Origin of the sequence: Streptococcus sp. HMSC065C01, assembly GCF_001813525.1 — a bacterium.
GTDB classification, from domain to species: Bacteria; Bacillota; Bacilli; order Lactobacillales; family Streptococcaceae; genus Streptococcus; species Streptococcus parasanguinis_V.
Genome location: NZ_KV812857.1, coordinates 328,611 through 345,781, shown reverse-complemented (window position 1 = coordinate 345,781; position 17,171 = coordinate 328,611). Strand labels below are relative to the sequence as shown.

Sequence of the window (17,171 nt, the reverse complement as noted above, 5' to 3'; positions counted from 1 at the left end):
CATTGAAATTTATCGGTGGACTATTTAAAACGATCTTCCTTTATGCGAACATGTATTATTTATTAAATTATGATATGATGAATGGGAATAAAAAGAATAGAGAAGAAGACGAATGAGACTCTATATCAAAAGTGATTTTAAGAAAAAAATAGCCTTTACGACAAGAGAGTTGCTCTGGAAAATGTGGTTTAAGGAATGGCACGGTCACCCAATTACATACTCAAACGTCGGTGATGATGAGATGTTACAAGATGATTTTTATTTTGGAGTGAAGTTCGATAAATGGAGATTTAAGGATGGACGGTGGAATCATATACCATATGACAAGAATGATCCATGGAATTCGTTTTCTGATGAAAACATTCAATTGGAATTTGAAAATGATTTTATTACGGATGGGAGAGAACGTGGAGATTATCTACGTATTGCAACCTCTCATACAGATGTTTTAACAGTTGATAAACGTGCTATGTATATCATGGCAATCAAGGTGGCTGGTGCGATTGATGGGCAGATCAGCGAGGATGACAAAGAGACCTGGATGGATGTAGAGACTTTTAAGGAGTTGCACAAGAATGTCTTATCACTAAGTTACGATCAAGCAACCGATATCAGCGTGGAGGAACTGAAAAGTTTGAAACCTGTAGAAGATCCTATGTGGGATGAAGAAGAACGACTTCGTGAAGAATACATCAAAATCCATGGTGAACGTGTTTATGACGATGAGGATGACGAATGAGATTATATATTAAAGGTGACTATAGTAGAAAAGTGCCTTTTGGATACAGAGAACTTGCATGGAAAATGTGGTTTAAAGAAAGAAATGGTCAAGAAATAAGTTTCTCAAATGTCGGAGATGATGAAATGCTACAAGATGACTTCTATCTATCTTTACGGTTAGATAAGTGGGGAGCAAGTGGTTCTCGTTGGAAAGATGTCAAGGTTAAAGGTGGCAGTGCAATTAATTCTCAAAAATATGAAAATATTGATTTGGATTATGAAGGAAGTTATGAAAGCGACGGTAGAGAAAAGGGTGAATATCTAAGGATCGCTTCGAATTACCTGGATGTACTAACAGTTGATAAACGAGCTATGTATATTATGGCACTCGAAATTGCGACTGCGATTGATGGGCAAATTAGTGAAGATGATAAGAAAATATGGCTAAGAATCGATGAGTTTAAGGAAAAGCATCAAGATATCTTATCTCTGACCTTTGATGAAGCAAATGAAATGAGTCTGGAGGAAATTCAGACGATTGATGCTATTGATGATCCCATCTGGGAAGAATTAGATCGAAAACGTGAGGAATACATCGCTATCCATGGTGAACGTGTTTATGACGATGAGGAAGAAGATTGAGAATTTATATCAAAGGTGATTACACCAAAGAAATTCCGTTCGATTACTTAGAACTAGCGAAGAGGATGTGGTTTGAGAAAAAAGATGGAATAGAACCAGATTTGTTCTATGCGGGGTATCTAGATTTATCAATCGAGAAACTCTCTATTCACTTAAAATTAAATAAGTGGATGCATGATAATAGATGGAATAACGTTCGGTTGAAAGAAGGCATTACCAACAAATTTGGAAGTTATGAATATGAAAATCTTGAATTAGATTTTGAAGATAATCCAGCAACAGACTATCGAGAAAAAGGAGACTGTCTTCGTTTAGCTTCTACCCACCTGGATCTGCTCACCGTTGATAAACGTGCTTTCTATATTATGGCGATTGAAATTGCGACTGCCATTGAGGGTCAGATTAGCGAAGATGATAAAGAGAGCTGGTTAAGTGTGGAGGAATTTAAAAATCGGCATGAAGATATCCTCTCGATGAGTTATGAAGAGGCTAATGAGCTGAGTCTTGAGGAAATCCCCTTTATGGATGATGTGAGAGACCCAGTTTGGGAAGAAGATGACCGCAGAAATGAAGAATACATCCGAATCCATGGTGAAGTGGAGTTGGATGATGAGGAAGATTAAGAAATTCTATTTCAACCATAGAGCTCTCAGTTACAGCTGGGGGCTTTTTGATTTCAAATTGACTTTTGCAAGCCTTTTCACTACAATAGAACTACAGAAAAGGAGGCGGACATGAACTATATTGAGTTTGCTGAAAATGAGCGTCTGTCCACGATTGTCCTTGGGATGATGCGGATCAGTCAGATGAGTGAAGATGAGGTGGAGGCCTTGGTGGAGGCGGCCTTGTCGATTGGGATCAACACTTTTGATCTGGCAGATATCTATGGCGATGGCCAGTGTGAGGTCCTGCTGGGTAAGGTCCTCAAGCGCCGTCCGGATCTTCGGGACCAGATGTGGATCCAGTCCAAGTGCGGGATTCGCAAAGACGGCTTTACCTATTTTGACTTTTCTAAGGACTATATTTTAGACTCTGTCGACGGTATCCTTGAACGTCTGCAGATCGAGCGTCTAGATAGTCTCCTTCTTCACCGACCGGATGCCCTCATGGAGCCTGAAGAAGTGGCGGAAGCTTTTGATCACATGGAGCAAGCTGGCAAGGTCCGTCATTTTGGGGTATCCAATCAAAATCCCATGATGATGGAATTGCTTAAGACGGCTGTCAAACAACCTCTCAAGGTCAACCAGCTGCAGTTGAGTGCCGCCTTTACACCGAGCTTTGAAGCTGGTTTTCATGTCAATATGGAAGGCCCAAAAGCAGCCGTGCGAGATGGCAGTGTCTTTGAGTATTGTCGCTTAACTGATACGGTGATTCAGGCATGGTCTGTCCTCCAGCATGGCTATTTCAAGGGGAATTTTGTCGGCAAAGAAGAGTTTGCAGCCCTCAATCATGTCCTCAATGACTTGGCGAAAAAATACCAGGTCACACCGACAGCTATCGCCCTTGCTTGGGTCCTTCGCTATCCAGGTAAGATGCAGGCTGTCATTGGAACGACCAAACCCCAGCATGTCCTTGAAGCGGGGAAAGCAGCAACAGTCACTTTGACACGCAAGGAATGGTACCAAATCTACTTGGCGGCGGGAAATGATTTGCCTTAGAATCTTGTGGTCAAACCAGACTCCACTCTTATCAGTGGTCTGGTTTTTTGTTTTGTGGTTTTCAGATTTTTCTTGACAAGTCTTTCATTTTTATGGTATTCTTTTATGCAACAAGTGTTGCGCAACGAATGTTGCGTGAAAGGAGTCTTATGCCACCCAAGGTTAAATTTAGTAAAGAGGCTATCATTGGGACAGCTTTACAATTGGTGAGAGAAGAGGGAATGGCTAGTTTAACTGCTAGAGCATTAGCGGAGAAACTGGGAGCCACACCGAGAGTCATTTTTGGGCAATTTGCTAATATGTCCGAGTTACAAGCAGAGGTTATTGGTGCTGCGGAGATGGTCGTGGTGGAGTATATTCGCAAGGCCTTAGAAGATGAGAAACCTTTTCGATCTGTCGGGGTTGCTTATATCCTTTTCGCCTCAAAAGAGCCCCAACTCTTTCAGTTGCTTTTCCAAAATCCTAGCAAAGATCCGATTCGTCGCTTTCAGGATTTTCTTCCCATGAAGGATCATAGTTACCAATTGGTTCTGGATTCGATTGTCACAGACTATCCTTTGACTATAGAGGAGGCTAGTCGCTTGTACCAGCATCTATTTATCTACTCACACGGGATGGCCTCTATGGTTGCTTCTGGTATTTATCAGTTCAGCATGGAAGAAGTGATTGGATTACTGACAGAGGTTTGTCAATCTCTCATCAAAGAAATGGTAGGAAAGAAATGATTCAACTAGAAAATGTGCACAAAAGTTACGGCCAAACTAAGGTTTTAAAGGGGATTGATTTGCAGATTCAAGACCAGGATGATGTGGTTATCCTTGGCCCTTCTGGATCGGGGAAATCAACTCTCTTAAACGTGTTATCAGGCTTAGAAAAGGTTGATGAGGGACATATCCTCATTCAAGGACAGGATTTATCGCAACTCACGGATGCTCAATTAACAGCCTTTAGACGTGAGAAGATTGCCTTTATTTTCCAGCAGTATTATCTATTGCCGAATCTGACGGTCAGACAAAATGTAAAGATGGGAGCTGATTTGGCAAACAATCATGATTTTTTGCAGATTATCGAGGATTTGGGGCTTGGCGATAAGCTGGACAAGTATCCGAGTGAATTGTCGGGTGGGGAACAGCAGAGAGTGTCTATTGCTCGGGCCTTGGCCAAAAAGCCAGAGATTCTCTTCTTAGATGAGCCGACGGGAGCCCTGGATGAAGAAACAGGGCGCAAGATTCTCGACTATATCTGGAAATTAAAGGAAAAGCTAGGCTTTACCTTGATCATGGTGACGCACAACCAAAATATTGCGGATATGGCTAGAACCATCATTCGTGTCAATAGTGGCAAGATTACCGAAGTTGTGACCAATGATCAACCTCAGACTGCCTATGAGATTGGATGGTAAGCCATGTTTTCAGTAAAAGATATTCGAAAATTAGTTGTCGTTAGTATCATTGGGGCTTGTGCGGTCTTTGTGGCCAATCTCTTCTTGAATTTTTACCTGGATATCGAGCAGTTGGAGATTTCGAAAACCAATCCGATGATTCAGACCTACTATAATGCCCAGGTTTCGCTTTCCTGGATGGTGGCCATGGTCAGTGGAGTCGTCTTGTCTTTGACGTCGGTCCTTCTCATGTGTTTTTATATCAAACAATTTGTCGATGACCACAAGGAACAATTAGGAATTTTAAAGGCTTTGGGCTACAGCAATGGCCAGTTGGCGAAACGATTTTGGGCCTTTGGACTTAGTTTTGGAGCTGGAGCGCTTCTTGGCTATTTCGCTTCATTTCTCATGATGGGACATTTTTACGACTTCCGTAATGAGAAGGGGATTTTGCCAGAAATTACCATTCACCTTCACTGGCAGCTCTTGCTTGCTTTGGTGATCCTGCCAACGACATTTTTTATGCTTCTCGCGATTGGCTATGCTAGAAGACAATTACAAACGCCGGCACTTCGCTTATTGAAAAAGTCTCCAAGTCCGATCAAGGTCAAAAGGAGAAAGAGGGCTCCCAAGAAAGAGAAGGACTTCCTAAAAGAACTGTCCTCATCGCTGATTTGGGGGAGAAAATCGATCTTGTTTTTTGTGGTCTTTGGATCCATGTGTTTTGCGGCCATGGTTCAATTGTCCTTTGGCCTCAGGGATTACACAGATGATATCATCCAAACCATGATGATCATGATTGGCTTGATCCTTTCTTTCTCGATTCTCTTTTTGTCATTGGGGATTGTGGTCTCTGAAAGTCGCGAAACCTTGGCTCTTATGAAGGCTTTTGGCTATACCGATCGTGAATGCCAAGGGCATATTCTAGCTCCCTATCGTTTCTGGGCCTATCTAGGATTTGTTCTTGGGACGGCTTATCAATACGGCATCATGGAAATCTTGATCGGTGTGATCAAAGATACGGTTCCTGAAAAGATTGAGCATCACTTTGATGGGAATGTGTGCTTCTGGACCTTGCTTGCTTTTGCTGTGGTTTATGAAAGTCTCTTTTATCTATCCAACAGAAAACTCCAAAAGCAAACCATCAAAGAAGTGCTCTTAGCTGAATAAATAGAAAAGAGAGTGGGACAGAAATTGGTCATTCGTTAGAATTCGATTTCGTCGTCACACCTCCGCACAGTTGAGTAGGGCTGTAAAAGCTGATAAAATCAGCGTAGTAGAGCTCGCTCAGCCACTGCGTCTTGCTCGACAAACCAAAAATAATTGAGAGGCTAGGACTTTTGTCCCAGCCTCTTTTGTACTAGATCAACAGAAAAACGGATGCTGTCTAAAAATCTTGCATTTTTTTGCAATTTAGGTTACAATGAAGACTATAAAAAACGCGTAATCCCTAGGGTCTTTCCCTCAGGGAATTTTGTGTGTTTTGACCTATTTTCGATGGAAAGAAGCTTTGCTTCTACCGCAGGAAAAAGTATGAATAACATTGGAGGTAATAATGATTCGATCCTTAATTTCCGAGATCAAAGAATTCAAGAAGCCCTCGATTTTGGCTTCCTTGTTCATGGTCTTTGAAGTCATGTTTGAGATTTCGATTCCCTTTGTCATGGCGAGTCTTTTGGACCAAGGTGTTCAACAAAGAAACATGAACAATATTTTGTTTTACGGTGGGCTCATGCTGGTCTGTGCCTTTCTCTCCCTCTTTTGTGGGATGCAGTCTGCCCGTTATGGCGCCTATGCATCGGCTGGTTTTGCCAAAAACCTTCGTCGGGCCATTTTCAAAAAGGTTCAAACCTTCTCATTTGAGAATATTGATCAGTTCTCATCAGGTGGGTTAGTCACTCGGATGATGACGGACGTGACCAATGTGCAAAATGCCTATCAAATGGTGATCCGGATCTGTGTACGGGCACCACTCAATTTGATCTTTGCCATTGTGGCTTGTTTCATGATCAATGCGGAAATGGCCATGATCTTTGTCTATGTGACCATCTTTTTGGCAGCTGTCTTAAGCATCATCATGAAGATTGTGTATCCGCTCTTCACAGAAGTATTTGAAGCTTATGACAATCTCAACAACAGTATCCAAGAAAACATCACCAATATGCGGGTGGTCAAGTCTTACGTTAAGGAAGCAGATGAAACCGTTAAATTCAAGAAGGCTTCACGTTTGATTTATAACATGTTTATGAAGGCTATCCGTGTCGTTGTCTTGAGTAGCCCAGCTATGATGCTTTCCATGTATGCTTCTTTCCTTTTGATCTCTTGGATCGGGGCTCATCTGATCGTTGGTGGTCAACTCTCTACTGGGAATTTGACTTCTATGTTTAGCTACACCATGACCATTCTTATGTCGCTCATGATGTTTATGATGATCTTTGTCATGTTGTCGATTTCCATGGCCTCTGTCGAGCGGATCAATGAAGTCTTAACGACCAAAACGACGATTGACTCTCCAGAAAATGGGATCAAAGAAGTCGCTGATGGATCCATCAACTTTGAGGATGTGACCTTTGCTTATACTGATGAAAATGGGGACAAGACCCATGTCTTACAAGGGATTAATCTTTCCATTCGTTCAGGAGAAGTGATTGGTATCTTGGGAGGAACAGGATCAGGGAAATCAAGCTTGGTGCAGTTGATTCCTCGTCTCTATGATGTCGAGTCTGGTCGGGTGACAGTAGCAGGCCACGATGTCAAAGAATACGATCTGGATTCCCTTCGTAAGCAAGTGGCCATGGTTCTTCAGACCAATGTCCTTTTCTCTGGTACGATTAAAGAAAATATGCGCTGGGGAAATAAGGATGCGACAGATGAAGAGATCATCGCAGCTTGTAAGATTGCCCAAGCCGATGAATTTATTCAAGATTTCAAAGATGGCTATGACACTATGATTGAGCGTGGGGGATCCAATGTCTCCGGTGGCCAACGCCAGCGTCTCTGTATCGCGCGTGCCCTTCTCATGAATCCGAAGATCTTGATCTTGGATGATTCGACTTCGGCGGTCGATACCAAGACGGATAGTTTAATCCGTCAAGGATTGGCAACCAGTTTGAAAGAGACGACCAAAATCATCATTGGTCAACGGATTTCCTCTATTCAAGATGCGGATCGCATCATTGTGATGAATGATGGCCAAATCGATGCGATCGGTCGTCACGAGGAATTGCTTGCGACCAATGCCATCTACCAAGAAGTATATGAAATGCAAACACAAGGGAAAGGAGAAGCAGATGAAAACTAAGAAAAAAGCAAATCTAGGCTCTATCCTTCGCCTGCTCGACTTCCTTTGGAAAAACTACAAGGTATCCTTGATTGTTTCCTTTATCTTAATCATTCTATCGTCTCTTGCGACGGTCAATGTAACAGCTTCGATTCAGTCCTTGGTCGACGTCTATGTGGAGCCCATGTTAACGTCAAACAGCCATGATTTCGGACCGCTCTTGTCCTTCTTGACACGGGTTGGTTTGATCTGTTTGATCGGGGTACTTGCCAACTATGGCTTTACCTTGATCATGGCGACTGTTTCACAAGACTCACTTAGAAGTCTTCGAAATCAGTTGTTTGCCCGCATGCAAAAACTGCCGGTACGTTACTTTGATACCCACCAACATGGGGACATCATGTCTATCTATACCAATGATATTGATGCCCTTCGCCAAGCGATTGAACAATCCATTCCTCAACTCTTATCCTCAGCGATTACCATTCTTGGGGTAACGATTACCATGCTGACGGTTAGTCCGCTCTTGTTCTTGATTGTTCTTATCATGGTCATCGTCATGGTCTTTATCATCAAGGATGTCTCTGGCAAGTCAGGTCGTTACTTCGGGGCACAACAAAAGAACTTGGGGATTGAGAACGGCTTTATTGAAGAAATGATGTCTGGTCAAAAAGTGGTCAAGGCCTTTGTGCATGAAAGAGAAAGCATTGAGGATTTTGACCGCATCAATGATCAACTCTTTGAGTCTTCCTACCAGGCTAACCGCTATGCCAATGTCCTCATGCCGATTCTTGGGAACTTGGGAAATGTTTCCTTTGTTCTAACAGCCTTGATCGGTGGCCTCTTTGCGCTAAACGGCGTCGGTGGTTTAACCATTGGTGGTCTTATGGCCTTTCTGCAATTGAACCGTTCCTTCACAGGTCCCATTGCCCAGGTCTCTCAACAATTGAACTTTGTCCTCATGGCCTTGGCTGGTGGAGATCGTGTCTTTGATCTTTTGGACGAAGAAGAAGAAGTCGACCAAGGAAAAGTGACGCTGGTCAATTATGAACTGGTCGATGGAGAAATGGTCGAAACTGATCAGAAAACCAACAAATGGGCTTGGAAACACCCACGTCCAAATGGGGATTACCAGCTTGTCAAGATGGTCGGAAATGTGGTCTTTGATGATGTTGATTTCTCTTATGATGGGAAGAAACAAATCCTTCATGGCATCAACTTGTACGCGGATAAGGGGCAAAAAGTGGCCTTTGTCGGAGCGACTGGTGCAGGAAAGACAACCATTACCAACTTGATCAACCGATTCTATGATATCCAATCCGGAATGATTACTTATGATGGGATCGATATTAAATTGATTGAGAAAGATTCTCTGCGTCGTTCCCTTGGAATCGTTCTTCAAGATACCCACTTATTTACTGGTACGATTGCAGAAAACATCGCTTACGGCCGTGCTGATGCAACACGGGAAGAAATCCTTGAAGCAGCTCGGATTGCCAATGTGGATTCCTTTGTCAAGCACTTGGATCAGGGCTATGAGACAGTCTTGACGGATGATGGGGCTGGTCTATCAAATGGTCAACGACAATTGATCGCCATTGCCCGTGCAGCCCTTGCCAATGCGCCTGTCTTGATCCTGGACGAAGCGACGTCTTCTATTGACTCACGGACAGAGAAGATGGTGCAAGAAGGGATGGACCGCTTGATGGAAGGTCGGACAGTCTTTGTCATTGCCCACCGTCTATCGACAATTGTCAATTCCGATGTCATCATGGTGATGGACCACGGACGCATCATCGAGCGAGGCAACCATACTTCCTTGATGGCAGAACGTGGCACCTATTACCGCTTGTACACCGGTGGACTTGAAATTGATTAAAGAAAAAAAGCTTGAGCGTTGGCTCAGGCTTTTTTTGCTTATTTCTCAAGTAATTCTTGGATCAAGTCTTCCATGGCAGCTGGTTCTGTTTTTGAGGAGAAGCGTTGGGCGACGTGGCCTTGTCGGTCGATGACAAATTTTGCGAAGTTCCATTCGATGCGTTTGCCCAGTGGCCCAGCTGCTTGGCTTTTGAGCCAGTCATAAAGAGGAAGGGCTTCTTTACCATTGACCTTGGCTTTAGCGAATCGTGGGAAGGTGGTCTGGTAGTTGAGGCTACAGAAGCTATTGATTTCTTCTGCAGTTCCTGGTGCCTGCCCCATGAATTGGTTACAGGGAATGTCTAGGATTTCCAGCCCCTTTTCCTGGTAGCGCAGGTAGAGATCTTGCAGTCCTTGGTATTGCGGGGTCAAGCCACAGCCTGTTGCTGTATTGACCACGATGAGGACCTTACCTTGGTAGTGAGAAAGTGGAATCTCTTCCCCATTCTGGTTTTCTAAAGAAAAATCATAAATGCTGTTCATAGGTGGTATCCTTTCTGTCTCTTCAGCTTTTATTGTAGCACAAATCTCCTAATATTGGGCCAAGAGGAGCATGACTTCTTGCTTTAGTCCCTCCTGTGAAAATGATATAATAAGAAGATAACAAGCTCTCAAGAAAATGTCAAAAGGAGAACGGATCGGATGAAATTACTCTATACGGATGTTCGGACCCCCTTGACCCAGGTCCTGACACAAGAAGCCGTAGGGTTAGTAGAAGATGGCAAGCGTGTGTTTTACATTGCGCCCAACTCTCTTTCCTTTGAAAAAGAAGCCAAGGTCTTATCCTATTTAGAAGGTCAGGCTTCTTTTGCCATTACCGTCACGCGCTTTGCGCAAATGGCCCGTTATTTCATCCTGAATCAGGTTTTTGAGGAGCAACCTTTAGATGACATCGGTCTAGGCATGCTATTTTTTAAAGCTCTTTCCAAGATGAAGGAGCAGGATCTTAAAGTTTACGGGGCCCTGCGTAAGGATCCACAGTTTATCCAGCAACTGGTCCAGCTCTGTCATGAATTGCAGACGGCCCAGATGGATTTTACAGATTTGGAGTTGCTCGAGGAAGCTGAAAAAAGAGAGGACCTCTTGGCGATTTTTGAAGCGGTCTCTGAGATGCTGGTCCAGCACCAGTATGAATCCCAGTCCAAGATGGCCTTTTTCCTCAATCAGGTCGAAGAAGGGCAGCTGGAAGAGCAATTACAGGATGTGGCGATCGTCGTCGATGGCTTCACGCGTTTTTCTGCAGAAGAAGAGGCTTTGATTAATCTCCTTCACCGAAAAGGAGTGGAGATTGTCATCGGGGTCTATGCCAGTGAAAAAGCCTATCGGGCAAGTTTTAGAGAGGGCAATCTTTACCAGGCCAGTGTTGACTTTCTCCTCCAGCTGGCAAAGACTTTTGAGGTACAGCCTCAGTATTGTGGGCAAGCGATCGAAGACTCTTTTAGTCGCATTACCCGCATGCTAGAAGCGCGCTACGATTTTTCACAAGTGGAAAATGAGCTGGAGGACCAAGATCGAACAGCTATCCAACTCTGGCAGACCAATACGCAAAAAGAAGAGTTGGAATTTGTTGCCAAATCCATCCGTCAGCGTCTTCATGATGGGGCCCGCTATCGGGATATTCGGGTCTTGTTAGGCGATGTGGAAGCTTATCAACTGCAACTCAAGACCATTTTTGATCAGTATCAGATTCCCTTTTACTTGGGACGAAGTGAGGCCATGGTCCACCATCCCTTGATTCAGGTCATTGAATCGCTAGGGCGGATCAAGCAGTTCAATTATCAGACAGAAGACGTCATCAATCTGTTGAAAACGGGTCTGTATAGTGATCTGACGCAAGCAGAAGTCGATGCTTTTGAGCAGTACCTTCGCTTTGCGGAAGTAAAGGGTGCTACAAAATTTCACAAGCCTTTTACCAGCAATCGTCGGAGCAAGTTTAATTTGGAAGAGCTCAATACTCTCCGAGAACGCGTCGTAGAACCTCTAGTCCCTTTCTTTTCACAGCGCAAACAAAAGGTGACCCATCTCTTAACCGCCTTTACAGAGTTTCTGCAAGAGGCTCAACTTTCTCAGAATCTACAAGCTTTGATCAAGGATCTAGCCTTGGAGGAGCAGGAGCGCTATGACCAGGTCTGGAAGGCCTTCCTCCATGTCTTAGAAGAGTTGAATGTGGTCTTTGAGGACCAAGAGCTGACAGTGGATGACTTTCTAGCTCTCCTCTTATCGGGGATGCAATTGTCTCAATACCGGACAGTTCCTGCTACTGTTGATGTGGTGACCGTTCAGTCCTATGACTTGATTGAACCCTTGACAGCGCCTTATGTCTACGCGATCGGGCTGACCCAGGAGCGTTTTCCAAAAATTGCTCAGAACACCTCTCTGCTCAGTGAAGAAGAGCGCCAGCAACTGAATGAGGCCACCCAAGAAGGAGCAGAGCTCCAGGTGGTGACCAGCGAAAATCTCAAGAAAAATCGCTTTGTGGCAGTTTCGCTTCTCAATGCGGCGACCAACCAACTGGTCCTATCGGCCCCTAGCTTGGTCAATGAAATGGAAGATAGTGTCTCTCCTTACCTTGTCGAATTGGCCAAGGAGCCCATTGCTATCGAGTGGACAACCAAACAAGCCCAAGCTTCGAGTGATGACATCGGGACCTACCGAGCCCTCTTAGCGCGCGTGATCGAACTCCACCAAGAGGAGATCACGAGTGAGCTGTCTCCTGAAGAAGCCAGCTTTTGGGGTGTGGCGGTACGGGTCTTGCGCAAGAAATTAGCCGCTGAAGGCATCCAGATTCCTCAGATTTCAACAGAATTAAAGAGCCGTCAGCTTCAGTCGGATACGCTTCAAGCGCTCTATCCAGAGGGCAAAGCCTTGACCTTATCCGCTTCTGCCTTGAATGAATACTACAAGCACCAGTATGCCTTTTATCTGCGCTATGTCTTGGGCTTACAAGAGGATGAAACCATCCGGCCAGATGCCCGCAGTCATGGGAATTTCTTGCACCGGATCTTTGAAAAAGTCTTAAAAGATAGCTCCGATCAAGCGTTTGATCGGCGTTTAAACGAGGCGATTCGAGAAACCAGCCAAGAAGCAGAGTTCCAGCAATTGTATGGAGAAAATGGAGAGACCGAGTTTATTCGCAACTTGCTTCTTGATACCGCGAAAACAACAGGGCGTGTCCTCGCCCAGCAAAATGGTATCGAGACCATCGGTGAGGAGACCCTCTTTGGTGGAAGTACCCACACCTCTTATCCATTGTCCGATGGCCGTCTCCTGCAGCTACGAGGCAAGGTGGATCGCATTGATCAATTGAGGGATCGGGGAGCCCTCGGAGTCGTGGACTACAAGTCCAGTCTGACGCAGTTCCACTATGACAAGTTCTTTAATGGCCTGAATTCTCAATTGCCGACCTATCTTTCTGCGATTCAGGATTTGAAGGAATACCAAGAGGAGCAGGGGATTTTCGGGGCCATGTATTTGGAAATGGGAGATCCTGTAGTGGATCTGAAAAAGAGCAAGACAGTAGAGGATGCCATTAACCAAACCATGAAAAGTCAACAGTACAAGGGACTCTTTATGGCAGATCAGGCGCCTTATCTGGGCGAGGCCTATGATAAAAACAAGGCCATGATGCTGAGTAAGGAAGAACTGGACTTGCTCCTCTTGTACAACGCTTATCTCTATAAAACAGCAGCAGAAGGGATTCTCAAGGGACAATTTGCCATCAATCCCTATAGTGAAAATGGGCGCAATATCGCACCATTCGTGGAGCAGTTTAAATCTATCACAGGATTTGAAGCCGATCGTCACCTAGGTCAGGCACGGTTCTTGACCAAACTAGACCAAAAAGGCATACGCGGTGAAAAAGTGAAAGCCGCTTGGATCGAGAAGATGAAGGAGGTCTTGAACAAATGATCAAACAAGCATTTTTGACAAGAGAAGAAATCAAGGCCCTTCAGGCCCAAGAGGCAGCTTCTACCAAAGAACAAAAGCGGACACCAGAACAGATCGATGCCATCTATAGTTCAGGAACCAATATCTTGGTGTCGGCCTCTGCGGGATCAGGAAAGACCTTTGTCATGGTGCAGCGGATACTGGATCAGATGCAGCGTGGCATTTCGATTAAGGAGCTCTTTATCTCGACCTTTACGGTCAAGGCAGCAGGAGAGCTCAAGGAGCGTTTGGAAAGTGAACTTGGAAAAGCCCTGCAAGCGAGCGATGACCCAGAGCTCAAGAAACACCTGGCCCGTCAAATCGCAGATGTCGCCACCAGCGATATCGGAACCATGGACTCTTTTACCCAAAAGGTCCTAACGCGCTATGGCTATTTGCTTGGGTTGGCGCCTCAGTTTCGCATTTTACAAAATTCTAGTGAGCAGCGCCTCTTACAAAATGAAGTCTTTCAAGCTGTTTTTGACCGCTATTACCAGGGGGAAAATCAAGAGGCCTTTGTCCAGATGGTCAAGAATTTCACGGGACAGCGCAAAAATTTATCCTTGTTTAAAGAACAGATCTACCAGATCTATGACTTTCTTCAGTCGACCAGTGATCCGGAGAAATGGCTGGAAGAGCATTTCCTAAAAGGTTATGAAGAGACCGATTTTGACCAGGTGGAAGCTACTCTGATGGAGAGCATCCAGCAGGCCCTTTATGAGGCAGAGAGCTTTTTTGCCTTTCATTTGTCCAATGAAGGTCAAGCATTTGGCAAGGCCAAATATTTGGAAGCTGTCGAAGAGGTGCTCGATCAGATTGGAAGCCTGACAGGTCGCACCAATAAAGAGCAATTGACCTCTGTCCTAAAGGCGGTCGTGGCGATTAGTCGGGCTTCAAATGGGGGAGCCTTGACCAACAGAGCCCGAAAAGAAGAGTTGAAAGAGTTAGTCACGGCTTATAACCAGGATAAAACCATACATATCAACCGCCTCAGAGACTTGGAAAATCAGCTCTATCAGCTGGAATTTCAACAAGCCTACCACCAAGAAGAAGGCCCCATGCTCTCCTTGCTCCGGGACTTTATCAGAGACTTTTCTCACGCTTATCTGGAACGAAAAATCCAAGAAAAAGCTTATGAATTTGGGGATATCAGTCATTTTGCCATTCAAATTTTAGAGCAATTCCCAGAGGTGAGACAAGCCTATCAAGAGCGCTATCATGAGGTCATGGTCGATGAGTACCAGGATACCAACCACACCCAAGAGCGGATGTTGGATTTGCTGTCAAATGGCCACAATCGCTTTATGGTGGGGGATATCAAGCAATCCATTTACCGCTTCCGTCAGGCAGATCCACAGATTTTCAATGATAAATTTAAAGCCTTCCAAGAAGAAGGGGCGAAAGGGCGGTTGATCCTCCTCAAGGAAAATTTCCGGAGTCATGTGGAGGTATTGGACGCGACCAATGATGTCTTTCGCCATTTGATGGACGAAGAGGTGGGCGAGATTGACTACAATCAAACCCACTATCTAGTTGCAGGAAGCGACAAGCAGCGGATGGCCTTGCCACAACATCGAGCAGAATTTTTGCTTTATGATGGCACCCAAGACCAGGAAGAAAAGAACGAAGACGAGGAAGCTGCTTCTGGACTCGAGACGGTTTCCAAGGGAGAAATTCTCCTTGTCATCAAAGAAATTTTACGCCTTCATCGGGTAGAAAAAGTGCCCTTTAAAGAGATCACTCTCTTGACCGCGACTCGAACTCGAAATGACGCGATTCTGGAAGCCTTTGACCAGTATCGTATCCCGATTGTGGCAGATAGCGGACAGGCGCATTATCTTGAGTCGCTGGAAGTGATGGTCATGTTGGATACCTTGCGGACCATTAACAATCCCTTGCATGATTATGCCTTAGTGGCCCTTATGAAATCCCCCATGTTTGACTTTGATGAAGATGAATTGGCACGGATTTCCTTGCAGACCCTTCCAGAGAAAAAGCAAATGGCCTTCTACCACAAGGTCCAGTTAGCCCTTGAAAAGACTGCAGAGCATGCAAATCTGATTGATGCCAAGCTCCTAGCTAAAATCGAGAACTTCCTCAAAGTGTTATCTACTTGGCGCGCTGCTGCCAAGACCTCTTCGCTCTATGATTTGCTATGGAAAATCTATGAGGATCGCTATTACTATGACTATGTCGGCGCCCTTCCAAATGGCGCCCAGCGCCAGGCCAACCTCTATGCATTGACGCTTCGGGCCAATGATTATGAAAAAGCCAGCTTTAAGGGCTTGTCGCGCTTCATTGCCATGATTGACAAGGTGATCGAAAATGAACACGATTTGGCCAGCGTCCCTCTTGCGGCGCCAAAAGATGCCGTCCAGCTCATGACCGTCCATAAGAGTAAGGGGCTGGAATTCAAGTATGTCTTTATACTCAATATGGATAAGGCCTTTAACCGTAAGGATCAATCGGGGCCAATCATTCTCAGTCGTCAAAAAGGGATTGGCTTTAAATATGTTGCGAATCTGCCAGTTGAGACAGAAAATCCTGCTGCTCCAGAAACCATTCGCCTGCAGATCGAAACGCCTTGCTACCAACGCAATGTGGAAGAAACAAAATTGGCCACGATTTCGGAGCAGATGCGTCTTCTTTATGTCGCTATGACACGGGCTGAGCTCAAGCTCTATCTGGTCGGAAAAGGCCGTGAAGACAAACTGCGTGATACCGATTGGGGGACTAGTCGCAATGGCAAATTGGATCCGGAAAAACGAAAAGAATGGACCTCTTATCAGGACTGGCTCTTTGCTATTCAAGATGTGTTTACCAAGAATACCCTGGCCTATGACACACGTTTTGTGACAGACGAAGACCTGACACCAGACCAGCTTGAGCCACTAGAGAAGGAGAAGGATTCCCGCTTCGATCAGCTCAAGGATATCCGTCAGTCAGAGGATATTCGTCGGGCCTTGGATATCTTGGAAAATGTTGATCGGCTCAATCAGCTCTATGCTCCGGCTATTCATTTACCAAGTGTCCGTACACCTAGTCAGATCAAGAAATTCTACGAGCCGGTCATGGATGCCAATGGCGTCCAGATCATGGATGCAAAGCTAGTTGCGCCTAAGTTTGAGCTTCCAACTTTTGGGCAAGAAAAAGCTGTGACAGGAGCCCAGGTAGGTAGTGCTGTCCATGAACTCATGCAGCGCGTGCCTCTTGGAGAAGAAATCACGCTGGATACGTTGCATCAAGCCTTAGAGCAAGTTCAAGCAGAGCCAGCGGTCAAAGCCCGTATCAAACTAGAGGCCATCCTTGCTTTCTATGAGACGCCTTTGGGGACCTTGCTTCAAAAAGAAGCCTCTCGAGTCCGTCGCGAAGCTCCCTTTGCCATGCTGAAGAAAGATCCTGCAAGTGGAGAGGACTTTGTCGTGCGGGGGATCTTGGATGGTTATTTGGTGCTAGAAGACCGGATTCTGCTCTTTGATTACAAGACGGATCACTACAAGGTTCCTAGCCAATTGGTCGAACGCTACCGGGATCAGCTCGATCTCTATGCAGAAGCTCTTCGTCGTTCTTATGGCAAAGAGCAAGTAGAAAAATATCTCGTGCTTCTAGGTGGCCCCCATCTAGAAGTGGTGAAAGTGGAGTAAAT

At 45.0% G+C, this 17,171-nt stretch carries 12 protein-coding genes; 11 read left to right on the top strand and 1 reads right to left on the bottom strand.

Annotated features, from left to right (window positions below; translation table 11 throughout):
- Window positions 1-112: 112 nt before the first annotated feature.
- From HMPREF2918_RS07255 to HMPREF2918_RS07215, 9 genes are all read left to right on the top strand, one after another.
- Window positions 113-739, top strand: coding sequence for a hypothetical protein (locus HMPREF2918_RS07255; protein WP_070595035.1), 627 nt, complete (start codon window positions 113-115; stop codon window positions 737-739).
- Complete coding sequence (locus HMPREF2918_RS07250) at window positions 736-1,362, top strand: hypothetical protein (protein WP_070595034.1); 627 nt, start codon at window positions 736-738, stop codon at window positions 1,360-1,362. The genes HMPREF2918_RS07255 and HMPREF2918_RS07250 overlap by 4 nt, the downstream gene beginning before the upstream one ends.
- Window positions 1,359-1,985: a hypothetical protein gene (locus HMPREF2918_RS07245; protein ID WP_070595033.1), complete on the top strand. Its 627-nt coding sequence runs from the start codon at window positions 1,359-1,361 to the stop codon at window positions 1,983-1,985. The genes HMPREF2918_RS07250 and HMPREF2918_RS07245 overlap by 4 nt, the downstream gene beginning before the upstream one ends.
- 111 nt (window positions 1,986-2,096) lie before the next feature.
- Window positions 2,097-3,020: an aldo/keto reductase gene (locus HMPREF2918_RS07240; protein WP_070595032.1), complete on the top strand. Its 924-nt coding sequence runs from the start codon at window positions 2,097-2,099 to the stop codon at window positions 3,018-3,020.
- Between the two features lie 149 nt (window positions 3,021-3,169).
- Window positions 3,170-3,745 carry a TetR/AcrR family transcriptional regulator gene (locus HMPREF2918_RS07235; RefSeq protein ID WP_070595031.1) on the top strand — a complete coding sequence of 192 codons (576 nt, stop codon included), beginning with the start codon at window positions 3,170-3,172 and terminating at the stop codon, window positions 3,743-3,745.
- Window positions 3,742-4,422: an ABC transporter ATP-binding protein gene (locus HMPREF2918_RS07230; protein WP_004182281.1), complete on the top strand. Its 681-nt coding sequence runs from the start codon at window positions 3,742-3,744 to the stop codon at window positions 4,420-4,422. The genes HMPREF2918_RS07235 and HMPREF2918_RS07230 overlap by 4 nt, the downstream gene beginning before the upstream one ends.
- Window positions 4,423-4,425: 3 nt before the next feature.
- Window positions 4,426-5,571 carry an FtsX-like permease family protein gene (locus tag HMPREF2918_RS07225; protein ID WP_049506263.1) on the top strand — a complete coding sequence of 382 codons (1,146 nt, stop codon included), beginning with the start codon at window positions 4,426-4,428 and terminating at the stop codon, window positions 5,569-5,571.
- Window positions 5,572-5,956: 385 nt separating this feature from the next.
- Window positions 5,957-7,702 carry an ABC transporter ATP-binding protein gene (locus HMPREF2918_RS07220; RefSeq protein ID WP_070595030.1) on the top strand — a complete coding sequence of 582 codons (1,746 nt, stop codon included), beginning with the start codon at window positions 5,957-5,959 and terminating at the stop codon, window positions 7,700-7,702.
- Window positions 7,692-9,560, top strand: coding sequence for an ABC transporter ATP-binding protein (locus HMPREF2918_RS07215; protein WP_049506113.1), 1,869 nt, complete (start codon window positions 7,692-7,694; stop codon window positions 9,558-9,560). The genes HMPREF2918_RS07220 and HMPREF2918_RS07215 overlap by 11 nt, the downstream gene beginning before the upstream one ends.
- A 38-nt stretch (window positions 9,561-9,598) precedes the next feature.
- Here HMPREF2918_RS07215 and HMPREF2918_RS07210 read toward each other — a convergent pair whose 3' ends face one another.
- Window positions 9,599-10,081 carry a glutathione peroxidase gene (locus HMPREF2918_RS07210; RefSeq protein ID WP_070595029.1) on the bottom strand — a complete coding sequence of 161 codons (483 nt, stop codon included), beginning with the start codon at window positions 10,079-10,081 and terminating at the stop codon, window positions 9,599-9,601.
- 159 nt (window positions 10,082-10,240) lie between these two features.
- Between HMPREF2918_RS07210 and rexB the strand changes: the two genes are divergently transcribed.
- Together rexB and addA are read left to right on the top strand one after the other, a co-directional pair.
- Window positions 10,241-13,507 (top strand): ATP-dependent nuclease subunit B, encoded by a 3,267-nt coding sequence (gene rexB / locus HMPREF2918_RS07205; protein ID WP_070595028.1) that lies wholly within the window; start codon window positions 10,241-10,243, stop codon window positions 13,505-13,507.
- Entirely contained in the window at window positions 13,504-17,169 is a 3,666-nt protein-coding gene (gene addA / locus HMPREF2918_RS07200) for a helicase-exonuclease AddAB subunit AddA (RefSeq protein ID WP_070595027.1), read from the top strand. Before rexB ends, addA begins: the two co-directional genes overlap by 4 nt.
- The last annotated feature ends 2 nt before the right edge of the window (window positions 17,170-17,171 follow it).

What these genes read in the sequence shown, in the direction of transcription:
- HMPREF2918_RS07255 (WP_070595035.1), top strand. Translation starts at nt 113, where the DNA reads ATGAGACTCTATATCAAAAGTGATTTTAAGAAAAAAATAGCCTTTACG.
- HMPREF2918_RS07250 (WP_070595034.1), top strand. Translation starts at nt 736, where the DNA reads ATGAGATTATATATTAAAGGTGACTATAGTAGAAAAGTGCCTTTTGGA.
- HMPREF2918_RS07240 (WP_070595032.1), top strand. Translation starts at nt 2,097, where the DNA reads ATGAACTATATTGAGTTTGCTGAAAATGAGCGTCTGTCCACGATTGTC.
- HMPREF2918_RS07235 (WP_070595031.1), top strand. Translation starts at nt 3,170, where the DNA reads ATGCCACCCAAGGTTAAATTTAGTAAAGAGGCTATCATTGGGACAGCT.
- HMPREF2918_RS07230 (WP_004182281.1), top strand. Translation starts at nt 3,742, where the DNA reads ATGATTCAACTAGAAAATGTGCACAAAAGTTACGGCCAAACTAAGGTT.
- HMPREF2918_RS07225 (WP_049506263.1), top strand. Translation starts at nt 4,426, where the DNA reads ATGTTTTCAGTAAAAGATATTCGAAAATTAGTTGTCGTTAGTATCATT.
- HMPREF2918_RS07220 (WP_070595030.1), top strand. Translation starts at nt 5,957, where the DNA reads ATGATTCGATCCTTAATTTCCGAGATCAAAGAATTCAAGAAGCCCTCG.
- HMPREF2918_RS07215 (WP_049506113.1), top strand. Translation starts at nt 7,692, where the DNA reads ATGAAAACTAAGAAAAAAGCAAATCTAGGCTCTATCCTTCGCCTGCTC.
- HMPREF2918_RS07210 (WP_070595029.1), bottom strand. Translation starts at nt 10,081, where the DNA reads ATGAACAGCATTTATGATTTTTCTTTAGAAAACCAGAATGGGGAAGAG.
- rexB (WP_070595028.1), top strand. Translation starts at nt 10,241, where the DNA reads ATGAAATTACTCTATACGGATGTTCGGACCCCCTTGACCCAGGTCCTG.
- addA (WP_070595027.1), top strand. Translation starts at nt 13,504, where the DNA reads ATGATCAAACAAGCATTTTTGACAAGAGAAGAAATCAAGGCCCTTCAG.